Origin of the sequence: Haematomicrobium sanguinis DSM 21259 (genome assembly GCF_000688395.1) — a bacterium.
In the GTDB taxonomy this organism is placed as follows: domain Bacteria; phylum Actinomycetota; class Actinomycetes; order Actinomycetales; family Micrococcaceae; genus Haematomicrobium; species Haematomicrobium sanguinis.
The window spans coordinates 167,312-179,895 of record NZ_JIAG01000004.1 but is presented as its reverse complement, the minus strand read 5'-3'; the positions used below and the strand labels follow the sequence as shown (position 1 = coordinate 179,895).

11 protein-coding genes are annotated in these 12,584 nt (G+C 61.0%); 7 read left to right on the top strand and 4 right to left on the bottom strand.

The window, feature by feature from the left end; all coding sequences use genetic code 11:
- Positions 1-75: 75 nt before the first annotated feature.
- The gene (locus O148_RS0105105) at positions 76-1,356 is read right to left on the bottom strand and encodes an aminotransferase family protein (protein WP_051619863.1); all 1,281 of its coding nucleotides are present in this window, start codon (positions 1,354-1,356) and stop codon (positions 76-78) included.
- A complete protein-coding gene (gene pgm / locus O148_RS0105100) occupies positions 1,353-3,005 on the bottom strand; it encodes a phosphoglucomutase (alpha-D-glucose-1,6-bisphosphate-dependent) (protein ID WP_026530048.1) in 1,653 nt (550 codons plus the stop codon). The genes O148_RS0105105 and pgm overlap by 4 nt, the downstream gene beginning before the upstream one ends.
- A 73-nt stretch (positions 3,006-3,078) precedes the next feature.
- On the opposite strand from pgm, the gene O148_RS17520 reads away from it, so the two are divergent.
- On the top strand, positions 3,079-3,786 hold the full coding sequence (locus tag O148_RS17520) for a DUF4190 domain-containing protein (RefSeq protein ID WP_051619862.1): 708 nt from the start codon (positions 3,079-3,081) through the stop codon (positions 3,784-3,786).
- Between the two features lie 118 nt (positions 3,787-3,904).
- On the opposite strand, the gene O148_RS0105090 is transcribed toward O148_RS17520, so the two are convergent.
- Positions 3,905-5,401, bottom strand: a complete 1,497-nt coding sequence (locus tag O148_RS0105090; RefSeq protein WP_026530047.1) for a peptide MFS transporter — start codon at positions 5,399-5,401, stop codon at positions 3,905-3,907.
- Positions 5,402-5,595: 194 nt separating this feature from the next.
- Between O148_RS0105090 and O148_RS0105085 the strand changes: the two genes are divergently transcribed.
- On the top strand, positions 5,596-5,937 hold the full coding sequence (locus O148_RS0105085) for a rhodanese-like domain-containing protein (RefSeq protein ID WP_026530046.1): 342 nt from the start codon (positions 5,596-5,598) through the stop codon (positions 5,935-5,937).
- Positions 5,934-6,851: a prephenate dehydratase gene (gene pheA / locus O148_RS0105080; RefSeq protein WP_026530045.1), complete on the top strand. Its 918-nt coding sequence runs from the start codon at positions 5,934-5,936 to the stop codon at positions 6,849-6,851. Before O148_RS0105085 ends, pheA begins: the two co-directional genes overlap by 4 nt.
- Positions 6,852-6,936: 85 nt before the next feature.
- On the opposite strand, the gene O148_RS0105075 is transcribed toward pheA, so the two are convergent.
- Positions 6,937-7,299, bottom strand: a complete 363-nt coding sequence (locus O148_RS0105075; protein WP_026530044.1) for a UBP-type zinc finger domain-containing protein — start codon at positions 7,297-7,299, stop codon at positions 6,937-6,939.
- Positions 7,300-7,535: 236 nt separating this feature from the next.
- On the opposite strand from O148_RS0105075, the gene O148_RS0105070 reads away from it, so the two are divergent.
- The 4 genes from O148_RS0105070 to O148_RS0105055 all read left to right on the top strand — a co-directional run bounded on the left by O148_RS0105070 (position 7,536) and on the right by O148_RS0105055 (position 12,547).
- Positions 7,536-9,434, top strand: coding sequence for a GMC family oxidoreductase (locus tag O148_RS0105070; protein WP_035744983.1), 1,899 nt, complete (start codon positions 7,536-7,538; stop codon positions 9,432-9,434).
- A gap of 301 nt (positions 9,435-9,735) precedes the next feature.
- Entirely contained in the window at positions 9,736-11,565 is a 1,830-nt protein-coding gene (locus O148_RS0105065) for an HNH endonuclease signature motif containing protein (protein WP_026530042.1), read from the top strand.
- Positions 11,566-11,752: 187 nt separating this feature from the next.
- A complete protein-coding gene (locus tag O148_RS0105060) occupies positions 11,753-11,986 on the top strand; it encodes a DUF2630 family protein (RefSeq protein ID WP_026530041.1) in 234 nt (77 codons plus the stop codon).
- A 15-nt stretch (positions 11,987-12,001) separates the two neighbouring features.
- Positions 12,002-12,547 (top strand): hypothetical protein, encoded by a 546-nt coding sequence (locus O148_RS0105055; protein WP_026530040.1) that lies wholly within the window; start codon positions 12,002-12,004, stop codon positions 12,545-12,547.
- The last annotated feature ends 37 nt before the right edge of the window (positions 12,548-12,584 follow it).

Below are 12,584 nucleotides of genomic sequence, written 5' to 3'. Positions count from 1 at the left end.
AGGTGGAGGGCGCCTCAGGTGGCCGCCCATGCAAGGCGGACGTGCGCGCCCGGGTCGGGGACACGCCGTCGTGCTTCATGCCGAGGAATCTAAAGCATCCTTGATTCCGGCGACGAGCGTGCGTACTTCCTCATCCGTGGTGGTGAACGGCGGGCTGATTTGCAGCGCGTTGCCGGGCAGAACGCGCGAGGTGAAGCCCCGATCGATGAGGCGATCCGCGAGGGCGGGGCCGTCCACACCATCGACGAGTGCGACTCCGGCAAGGAAGCCGGCGCTGCGGATTTCGCGAACTCTTTCATGCTGTTCCAGGGCGGTCAGTTCGCGTTGCAGCACCTTTTCGAGTTCGGCGGCGCGTGAAACCAGTCCTTCGCGCTCGAGGATATCGAGGTTGGTCAGGGCGAGAGCGGCGCTCGTTGCATGCCCGGAATAGGTGATGCCGTGGCGGTAGATCGGCGAATCGGCGTCCTTGTAAAACGCATCCCAGACCCGCGGCGCAACGATCACGCCGCCGACCGGAGAGTAGCCGGAGGAGACGCCTTTGGCAAAGGTGATCATGTCCGGTTCCAGTCCCCAGCGGTGGCTGGCGAACCATTCGCCGGTGCGGCCGAAGCCGGTGATGACCTCATCCACGATGAAGAGGATGTCATAGCGGCGGGCGAGCTCTTGCAGTCCCTCGAGGTAGCCTTCCACCGGCGGGATGACGCCGCCGGAGCCGATGATCGGTTCCGCAATCATCGCGGCGATGCGTTCCGGGCCGATTTCTTGGATGGTTTGTTCAACCTTTTCCACCGAATGGAGGTCAATACGTGCGGTCTCCGGGATCAGCGACTCGCTTCCGTAGCCCTCGCGGTTGAACGGGATGCCCGCGACGGCGGTGCCGTAGCCGTGCAGGCCGTGGTACCCGGATTCGCGGCTGAGGACCCAGGTCTTTTCCGGTTGTCCGGCCAATTGCCAGTGCCGCCGCGCGAGTTTGAGGGCGCTGTCCACGCCGTCGCCCCCGCCGGAGCCGAGAATGATGCGCGGGTCATCGATGGGGGAGAGGGCGGAAATGCGGTCGGCGAGCTCCACGGCCTTGTCATTCACAAAGCGGCCGAAGACGTGATAGGTCTCCAGGCGCGCCATTTGCTCGGCGGCGGTGCGGGCCATTTCTTCGCGGGCGTGCCCAATATTGGTGTGCCAGAGTGCGGCAGTGGTGTCGAAGAGGCGTTGACCGTCGCGGGTGATGACATAGTTGCCGTCGGCGGCCACAATTTCCACCTGGCGAGCGAGCACAGAGGGCATCTGCGCCTGGCCGCTCCACAGGCGGTTGGTAGGGGCGGGTACCGAGCCGGGCGTCTCGCCCAGCGCCCCGCTCATTGTGCGCCGCCGATCACCGAGTCCACCAAGCGTTTCGCCTCTTCTTGCACCTCGGCCAGATGCTCGCGGCCCTTGAAGGACTCGGCGTAAATCTTGTATACGTCCTCCGTCCCGGACGGCCGCGCGGCGAACCAGGCATTCTCTGTCTGCACCTTGAGGCCACCGATCGGCGCGCCGTTGCCAGGCGCCTCGGTCAGGATCGCGGTAATCGGCTCGCCCGCGAGTTCGGTGGCGGTGACGTCCGCGGCGGATAGCTTGGCCAGCGCCGACTTTTGCTCCGGGGTCGCTGCTGCGTCGATGCGCGCATAGGCCGGGTCGCCGAATTCGGCCACCAATTCGGCATACAGCTCGGACGGCGTCTTGCCGGTGACGGCAAGGATCTCTGCGGCCAAGAGCGCCAGCAAGATCCCGTCCTTGTCCGTGGTCCACACGGTGCCATCCAACTTCAAGAAGGACGCGCCGGCCGATTCCTCGCCGCCAAAGCCGATCGTGCCCTCGAGCAGCCCAGGCACAAACCACTTGAAGCCGACCGGCACCTCCACCAAATCCCGGCCCAGCGAGCCGACAACGCGGTCAATCATCGAAGAGGACACCACGGTCTTGCCCACACCCATCGATCCAGCCCACTCCGGGCGGTGCGAATACAGGTATTGAATCGCCACCGCCAGATAGTGGTTCGGGTTCATCAGGCCGGCATCCCGGGTGACAATGCCGTGTCGGTCCGCGTCGGCATCATTTCCCGTCGCAAGGTCAAACCCCGCATCCGGCCCCATTCGCGCAATGAGCGAGGCCATTGCCGACGGCGAGGACGGGTCCATGCGAATCTTCTCGTCCCAATCCAGCGTCATGAAACCCCATTGCGGGTCGACAACGTTATTGACCACGGTGATCGGCAGTTTGAATGCGGACGCAATTTCGGCCCAATAATCCACCGAGGCACCACCCATCGGGTCCACCGCGATGGAAATGTCGGCCCCGGCAATCGCGTCCACGTCGATGATGGAGGGCAATTGGCGCACGTAATTGCCCAGGAAGTCATACTGACCGGTGGTGTCCGCACTTTCGGCGGCCGCGAGATCGAGGCGAGCAACGCCGTCGTTCTTCTGCTCCAACAATTCATTGGCGCGCGCGGCAATCCAGGAGGTCGTCTCGCTGTCCGCGGGGCCGCCGTGTGGCGGGTTGTACTTGAAGCCGCCGTCCGCAGGCGGGTTGTGGCTCGGGGTGATGACGATGCCGTCAACCCCGCCAGAGGTGCCCTCCCGGTTGAGGGTGAGGATGGCGAGCGAGAGCGCCGGGGTGGGGGTGTAGCGCTCGCGCGAGTCGAGCCAAACGGTCACGCCGTTGGCCGCGAGGACCTCGAGCGCGGTGTCCTGCGCGGGGCCGGAGAGGGCGTGCGTGTCGCGGCCCATCAGCAGCGGGCCGGTGATGCCTTGCGACGCGCGGTATTCCACAATCGCCTGCGTGGTGGCGGCGATGTGCGCGTCATTGAAGGAGCGTTTGAGGCTGGAGCCGCGGTGGCCGCTGGTGCCGAAAACGACGCGTTGCGCCGGATCGGTGGGGTCGGGGGCGAGGTCGTGGTACGCGGCGATGAGCGCGTCGACGTCTACAAGGTCGCTGGATTGGGCCGGGGTTCCTGCACGTGTTGCCATGCCTCAAGCATGCCACGAACCGCTGGGCGTGGCGCTAGACTTGCCTCACATTCACCTGAGCCCAAGGATCGATATGAGCACGCCGGACACCCCTCAAGACCCCAAATTTGCGTCCCCTGACGGCAAACGGCGTTTCGCCAGCGAGGAGGCGTCCAAGCTCTCCGACTCGGCGGCCGCGGTTGGTCCCGGGCAGAATCCGTATTTGCCCGCCGCGAAGGATGCGGATGATCCTAGCCGCGTGTTTGGCCAGGCGGGACCGTATGCGGGCGGCTCGCCCGGTGCTCCTGGTTCCGGCGGAAGTACGACGGCGAGCGGTTACCCCTCGCAGGCAGGTTCCGGAGCGTCGGGGTACTCGGGATATTCCGCACACCCGGGGACCTCGGGGGGAGCGGCAACGGGGCAGCCGTACGCGAGCCAGGGGTATCCCGGGCAGCACCAGGCCGGGCAACCCTACGCGGGTCAGAACTATCCGGGACAACCCGGGTATCCCATGTATCCCCAAGGCGGGTACCCGTATCCGATGCAGGATCAGCGCAAGGGGTTCAGCATTGCCTCCATGGTGTTGGGCATCTTGAGCGTGCCACTGTTTTTCACCTACGGGATCATCGCGGTGTTGGCCGTAATTTTTGGGCATATCGGGCTCAAAAGGGAGCCGGCCGGTAAGGGTATGGCGATTACCGGGTTGGTGCTGGGTTACATCATGCTCGGGCTGAGCCTGGTCTTTATCTTGTTTTTTGTCATGATCCTTGGGGCCGCAGGATTCGCGAACATTGATCGGTAGTCGGCAAAGGAGTCATTGAACGCAAAAGTGCTGGGTCGCCGTCCTGTGTGGACGGCGACCCAGCACTTTTCTATGGCTATATGGCGTGGGCCCGTGGCTATGGAGGCGCGGGCTGCGGTTAGTGTACGCCCTTCATGGCCTTGCGGATCCACGGCGAGACCAACAGCAACAGCCCTGCGACGACGATCGAGGCAATCCCTACCATCAAGAAGTAGGTGCCTTCCGGGATGGTCTGTCCCAGCTGTCCGAGCACGCCGGCAAGGGTTGATCCCAGAGAAACCGAAAGGAAGAACAGGGCGACCATCTGGGTTTGGAACTTCTCGGGGGCGAGCTTTGTCGCGAGCGAGAGGCCGATGGGAGAAATGTTCAACTCGGCGAGGGTGAAGAGGAACAACACACCAATGATCATGATGAACGGAACGCTGTTTTCACCGCTGCCCGCAAACGGAACAAACAGGAAGAACGCGAGTCCCATGATGACCAGGGCAATGGCGAACTTGGTCGGCGTCGTGGGCTGACGTTTCCCGAGTGCCGTCCAAATCGCGGCGAAGATTCCCGCAAAGATGATGATAAAGATCGGGTTGATCGAATTCACCCAGGCCGGCGGAATGACGAAGCCAAAGATATTCCGGTCGAGGCGGCTCTCGGCATACACCGGGATCACCGTGAACTGTTGCTGGAAGAGCGCCCAAAATGCTGTGCTGGCAATGAAAAGCGGAATGAAGGAGAAGACCCGGCTGCGCTCATCAGAGGTGATTTGCTTGCTGGAGAGAATGACGAAAAAGTAGATCGCCGCGATGCCCGCAACTGCGATACCGACGCTGGTGGCCAGGTTGTTCGCGTTGACGATGCCGGAAACGAGCAAAATCGCAATGATCGCTGCCAGGGCGATGACGCCGACGGGCAGTACCCAGTACATGTTTTTGGGAAGCGGATTGGCGACCACGTGTGAGGACTCTGGCATGTTCTTGCGTGTGATGGCGTAGGTCACCAGGCCAATTGCCATACCTACGGCGGCCGCACCGAAAGCAATGTGGAACCCCAGGCCGGGGGCGACTTGAAGCCAACCGGTCACGAGCGGTCCAAAGAGTGCGCCGATATTGACACCCATATAGAAGATGGAGAAGCCGGCGTCTTTGCGCTCGTCATCCTTGGCGTACAAGGTGCCGACCAAGGATGTCGCGGTGGCTTTCAGCCCGCCCGAGCCAATGCCAACCATGGCCAAACCTGCGATCAAACCGGCTACACCCGGAATGAGGGCGAGTGCAATGTGGCCAAACATGATGAGGATGCCGCTGTAAAACAGCACGCGCTCCGGGCCGAAGAGTCGATCGGAAATCCATGCACCGAGAACCGTCGACAAATAGACAACGCCGCCATACGCGCCAATGATGCCAATGGCCATGGTCTCGTCGAGGCCGAGTCCGCCATCGGTTGTGGAGTAATAGATGTAGTAGGCGGCAATGGCTTGCATGCCGTAGAAGGAGAAGCGCTCCCAGAGTTCCACATTGAAGAGGCTGAACAGCATTGCCGGATGGCCCAAGAATTGGCGCGTGTTCTGTGCTGTGCTTGCCGGGGAGCCCGTGGGGGTGGGGGTTTGTGGCGTAGTGCTCATTTGATTCAGAATGCCACTTGTTTGATGTGTCTGTCATATTGGCCATGCCCGAATTTGCGCGATTCCACCCATCGCCAGGACGCGGCAACCAGTCACATTCGGCATAGGGCTGGTTGCGTTGCGGGAATAATGGCCGGTGCTTGTAGCCTGAGAATAGGCGGAATGAGCGAGCCGTCGGAGAGTTGAGAGTGGAAATGTCAGACATCACCAACGTGGACATTGACGATGTGAGTGAAACCACACCCGTCCTGGATGTGCGGGACGACTATGAATGGGTTGCCGGGCACATTCCGGGCGCGCTTCACATTCCTATGAATGACATCCCGATGCGCTTGAATGAACTCGACCCCGATGTGGAATACCGCGTGATCTGTTTACGCGGGGGACGTTCCTCGCAGGTCGTGGCATGGCTCAACGCTCAAGGTTACGAGGCGGTCAACGTTCGTGGGAGCATGACGGCCTGGTCCGTGGCCGGGCGCCCGCTTGTTTCCGAGAATGGCGAAACTCCTTATGTGATTGGAGCGGACGTTCCGTGACCCGATACACCTACCTTGGTCCCGAAGGAACCTTTACCGAGGCCGCACTGCTCAAGATTCCCGGCGCCAACGAGGCCGAACGGGCGCCGATGGCTAATGTCCAACAAGCGTTGGAACAGGTGCGCGACGGGCTGGCCGACGCGGCAATGGTGCCCATTGAGAATTCCGTTGAGGGCGGGGTCACGGCGACACTCGATGCCATCGCGCGCGGAAAGCAATTACAGATTCAGCGAGAAGTTCTGGTTCCTATCTCCTTTGTCTTGGTGGGTAAGCCGGGTATGACCTTGGATAAGGTATGCACCATATCCACTCATGTCCAAGCGTGGGCCCAGTGCCGGTTGTGGGTAGACCAAAATATTCCCAATGCGGAATATTTCCCGGGTTCGTCTACCGCGGCGGCCGCGGTAGCGCTACAGGATGAGTCTGCCCCCTTCGATGCGGCGATCTGCAATCCTTTGCTGGCTGATCGACTTGGGCTGCCGGTACTGGCGCAAAACATTGGCGATGTCGCCGATGCGGTGACGCGGTTTGTCTTGGTGGGGCGTCCCGGCGAACTGCCCGAAGTGACCGGGTTTGATAAAACAACCGTGGTCATTCCGCTACCGCAGGACCACCCCGGCGCGCTGATGGAAATTTTGGACCAGTTTGCGACGCGCGGCGTCAACATGAGCCGCATTGAATCCCGTCCCACCGGCGAATTCTTAGGCGATTACTTCTTCAGTATCGATGTGGATGGGCACATTCTGGACGCTCGCGTCGCCGATGCGCTTAAGGGTTTGCATCGGGTCTCGCCGGGGATTCGGTTCTTGGGATCCTATCCAAGGGCGGATCGCCGCGAGTCTAAAGTTCCGCGGCACACTCGGGATGAAGCGTTCTGGGCCGCCGAGCAGTGGTTCAAAACCCTCGTGCCCTAACGCCCTAACTCATTTCGCATCCCCGTACCGCACTTTCATCCCCGTATACGGGTCTGATTTTGCGGCATGGGGATGCGAAACGGGGTTACATGTTGATTAGTTCGCGCCAGTTCTCCGGCACCTTGCCAGCCGGCCCGGGCACCGGCTGATCCAGCGGCCGCGACTGTGGATCGGCTAGACGCGGACCGTCGACGTAATCGTCGGTTTCGTAGCTGTAGAACCAATCCTCCCCGGGCTCAAAACTTTGGAGGACGGGATGCCCCGACTCTTCCCAGTGGGCACGCGCGTGCTGAGAGGGAGAGGAATCGCAACACCCGATGTGGCCGCACTCGGCACAGCGGCGCAGGTGAACCCACCAGCCCGCGCCTTCACCGGCCAGACACTCTTTGCACCCGGTACCGCTCGGCACAGATTCTGGATTGATGCCGTTGGCAATGTCGTTAGTCATTTTTCCTCCGAGTTGTCGGTGCGGCGCGCTTACTCCGAGCGTCCTATTACTGAGCGTACAAAATGAAACGAACCCTGTATACGGTCCGCCCCTCCGAGGAAGATGTGGGCCGCTCGCCAGGGACGTGAGCGCGGTGGGCGTTGGCTGGGAGCATTTTGTGGCGAGGTCAGGGGGTGCCCAACTCGAGGTGGCGTGTATACGGTAGAGAGCATCAACGCAGATCGGGGGAGTGGCGGATGCAAGACCAGCAGAGCGGCAACGGTGAGGAACGCGAAGAGTTCGACTTTATTGTCGTGGGCACCGGTGCCGGAGGCGGCCCGCTCGCGGCGAATCTGGCTGAGGCCGGCTTCAGCGTGCTCGTCTTGGAGGCCGGCCACAACGACGATTGCCCCTACTACCAAGTCCCGGTATTTCACGCTCGAGCGAGCGAAGACCCGGACATGCGATGGGACTTTTTTGTCCGGCACTATCCCGAGCTGGCCGAAGCGGAGCGAGATGAGAAGTTCGTAGCCCAACGCGACGGTGTGCTGTATCCACGCGGATCTACGGTGGGCGGGTCAACCGCGGTCTCGGCCATGATTACGCTTTACCCGCACCGCGCGGATTGGGATTACCTGGCACAGCTCACAGGGGACCCCTCGTGGGGAGCGGACAACATGCATCGGTACTTTGAGCGCATCGAGCATTGGTTCAACCCAAAATCCGAGCACCCTGGCACCAAGACCGGCGCCGACGCGCATGGACACGGCTACAACGGGTGGTTACCGACCACACGCGCCAACCCTTCGGTCGGTGGTCGCGAACAGAAATTCCTGGACATCATTGACACCATGGACCAAACCTCCCGCGAAGAGCACCCGCATTCGGAACTGCCGGGAGAGCCTCCCTACGACCCCAACAGCACCGAATTCATCGATAACAGTGCCGAGGGCATGATCTTTGTGCCGGTGGCTGTTGGGCACGGCGTGCGCTTTGGCAGCCGAGAACGCCTCGTGGCGGCCGCCTCTGCCTACCCCAATCTGACACTGCGCACAGACGCGCTGGTGACACGCGTGCTGACCGAAACCGCGCCCGCCGGCGAGCCCCGCGCAATCGGCGTGGAATACCTTCAGGGTTCGGGTCTGTACTCCGCTTCGCCGCTCACACCGCAGCCGGAATCTCCGACTCCGCGCCGCGCCTATGCCCGCAAAGAAGTCATCCTCTCCGCGGGGGCGTTCAACACTCCGCAACTGCTCAAACTCTCGGGAATCGGTCCGAAAGAGGAACTGGAAAACTTTGACATCCCTATCGTCAAAGAGGCGCCCGGGGTTGGCCGCAACCTCCAGGACCGTTACGAAATTTCGGTCGTAGATGAACTCGCCGAGGACTACCCGATCTTTGCCGGTGCGGGCTTGGACGTGCCACACGGGGACACTCAGGACCCGCTGTACACCGAATGGACCGAGGATCGCGACGGCCCCTACACCACCAACGGATCGCTCGCGGCCTACGTGAGAAAGTCCCGGCCGGATCTTGGGGCTCCGGATCTCTTCATCTTCTCGCTCCCCGTCGATTTCCGCGGCTACTACCCGGGCTATGCCGACGCATTTGCGGCAACGCACAACAAGCTCAGTTGGGTCATTTTGAAGGGTCATACGCATAACCGGGCGGGCACGGTCGCCCTGCGCAGCGCAGATCCGCGCGACACACCCGCGATAGATTTCCGCTACTTTGACGAGTCGAGCGCCACGGAAAACAGTGCCGTTGACACGGAGGCAGGGTCTGTCACCGGCGCGGACGATGACCTGCGGGCGGTTGTCGATGGCATCCGGTTTGCGCGCGGATTGAGCGCGCGGTTGGGTAGCGCGGTGCGGCAAGAGTTGGTTCCGGGCGCCGAGAAGAACGACGACGAATCCCTGGCTGAGTGGGTCCGTTACCAATCCTGGGGTCACCATGCGTCATGCTCGGTCCCCATTGGCGCCGACGAAGACCCCATGGCGGTGCTCGACGGCGATTTCCGGTTGCGCGGAGTTTCGGGATTGCGTGTGGTCGACGCCTCGGTATTTCCGCGCATCCCGGGTTTCTTTGTTGCGCTACCCACTTACATGGTGGCTGAAAAGGCCTCCGACGTAATCCTGGCGGACCACCGGAAATAGCCACCGGGGCGACGGCACGGTCGGCTGGCGGCGAAACTGCGGAAGCGACTACCGACGGGAGAGCGCTGGCAGGTGGTGGCGAGAGGGCGAAAGTAGTTGCGGCCGGAATTTCAGAAGCAACTTTGCGGGTGCCGAATCCTGGGAGACAACTTTTTGCTACCCGAACCCTCTGTCCAGGTGCGGCAAACCTCACGCCACACCATCGTAAGTATGTTTGAAATAACAACTTGCAGTTAGTACTGAGATACGATAAGCTGATCATGTAGAGGGACACTACATAGCCAGAGCAGAGGAGTTGGCAATGGAGGAGTCCCTTTTTGAGTCCGCGGACCGCGGCATTCAGAACGATTCCGGTGACGCCTGTATTTCTCATGACGCCAACCTAAACCCTGGCACCGACATTGAGTTTGGCCCGCTCGGTTATTCGATGGATGAACTGACTCCCTCGGAGTGGGGCCAAGAGTTTTCACTTCTTGACACCAGAAGGAATCTCCTCGAACTCGCACAAACCGTGGGTACCCGAGGAACCGGGACCCACCGCAAGGAACTCACCGCTCTCTCGCAAGAACTTGAGGCCGTAATCCGGGCTGCGCTGTCCGCGCAAGTAGCTCTAACGGGCATCATGGACCAAGAAGGCGTGACCGCCAGTCCACTGGGCAATACTTACGGCTGGGACAAGGAGTCACCGCACCCGCAATATCGCAGTATCAAGGACTTCCTTGTCGATACCTTGCGCATCTCGAGAACCGAGGCGAACCGGCGGGTACGGCTCGCTCGTACCATCACGCGCACCACCACACCCGTGGGAGAACAAACCCCTGCACGTCAAGAAGGATTGCGCTCGGCGCTACTATCCGGCGAGGTTGACCTCGAAGGTGCACTCCATATTGCGCGAGCTCTCAAGGACATCAAATCTCTTCGACCTGGAGTGCTACCAGGAGCCGAAACGGGGGCGGGCTGCGCGGACGACGAGGAAGATGAGCCAGCGGTCGAGTTTGAAGAAACGCTCCCGCCGGAACAGATGCCCCAGGACCAACGGGAGTTCTGGGCTGAGCACGCTGAAAAATACCTCTGCGAACAAGCGACCAGCATTGGCCCGGATGAACTCAAACGACTTGCCAAACGCTGGGTGCTCCACGTCGATCCGGACGGTCAAGAGCCCAGCGAACGGTACTTGGCCCAGAAACAGGGTGCATTCTATTTGGGTTGTGAAAACAACCTTCACACCTATCTTCTGCGCCTCACCCACGCCCAGAATGAACGCTTCGCGACCAGAACTGCGGCGCTCGCAGACCGCGCCGATGTGGCCGTTGGGCCGGCGGTGGACCTGCCGATTCTCGACGATACTGTTGGCTCGGCGATGGGCATCAAGCCCACCAAGGCGCAGAAGACCTTGGACGCGCTCATGGCAGCGCTTGAGAACGCTGACCAATCGTTCAGTGAAGTGGGACCCAACACGACGATTCTCGCAACGATCGACCACGAAAAACTTTTCGGAAGACTCCGCAATTTTCGCAAGGATCGCCTTCGCAAACCGGATACTGGGGCGGCGGAGAGTTCAGACCCCACAGCGATAGGCGGTGTACCTGGAGATTCGGTGCCGCAATCCAACTCAACTCACGTTACGTCGGGCGGCTCTGTGATTGGCGGGGTGCAAGGTGGTTCCGAGTTGCTGGATCGAATCGCATCTCTCCAGCACACCGGCCCCGCGTCCGCCTCCGAAATACGGCTACTCGCCTGTGAGGCGAACATTATTCCGATCGTGCTTGGCGGCAGGTCCGAACCACTGGACCTCGGGCGTGGGGCGAGGCTGTTCACCAGGGCCCAACGCCTCGCCCTTGCTGCACGGGACAAGGGATGCATCTTCCCAGGGTGCACTGCGCCCATTTTCCGATGCGAGGCGCATCACGTGAGTCATTGGAAAGCCCACGGCGGTGAAACCAACGTCAGTAACGGCGCGCTACTGTGCGCCTATCACCACCACGTGATACACCGAGGGACCTGGACCCTGAAAATTATTGACGGAAAACCATGGGTGATTCCCCCGCCGTGGATCGACAGAACGCGAACTCCGCGGCGCAACCTCTTTTATACCCTGGACGAACTCGGCCCACCGACCCAAACCGGGTGATGCACTCCGTCGAGGTGCCTCGGTGGAACCCCACAGCGTGGCCTTCGCCCATTGGGCAGGGTGTCACTCGATGTTGGGTTGGGTGTCACTCGATGTCGGACTCCGGCGCCGCGCGCCGCACAGCGCGATCAACACGCTCGATTCATGGGGTGCTGTGCACCGCCAGGTATTGGGGTAGTTTTTGACTATGAATAATTCAGACGTCCTCGGAAACATCGACGCACTCATGGCCGAAGAGCATGAGCTGCGCAATCAAGAAGAAAAGACCGACGAAACTCGCAAGCGCCTGCGTGAGGTAGAGACGCAATTGGATCAGTGCTGGGATCTCTTGCGGCAGCGTCGCGCCCGCGCGGAATTTGGGCAGGACCCCAATGACGCCAAGGTTCGCCCCGCCAGCGAAGTCGAAAACTACAAGAACTAAAAGGAGAATCGCCCGATGTCCACAGAGAATAACGAGGGTTACCAGCCCGGGGAGTACGTTGGCGACTCGGGCGACTACGCAAACGATGAGCGCTTCAATGAGGAACAAATCCTCATTGAACAGCAATCGCGATCCAATTTCCGTGAGTCCTTCGAAGACGAAAACACTTTGGACCGCGAGCTCGCAGCCGAAGAACCCGATTTCGGTCGCGAACTCGAAGAAGAAGCCGACGACGCCTTCGATGACCGGTACTCCGGCCCAGAAGACGCCGACAAGCACGGCATGGCCGATGAGACCGTGCGCCTCGATGAAGCCGATGAAATCGATGATGAAGGCGACGTCGATGCAGAGTCAGAAGTTAACCTGGACGAACTTGAAGAGCCAGAAGACAGCTACGACCGCCTCATTGAGAACTCACGCAACCCCGAACCGGAAGACACCGGAAATGCGTGGCATGATTCAACCCGTGGATACGGCGAGGGCAACATTCGCGACGTGAACGTCGATGAAGATCGTTTTGAACGCGACGATGTATGGGGCAACACCGGCGACGACCGCTAGGCGACAGCCCGTTGGTTGCACACCGCTAGCTACAGCC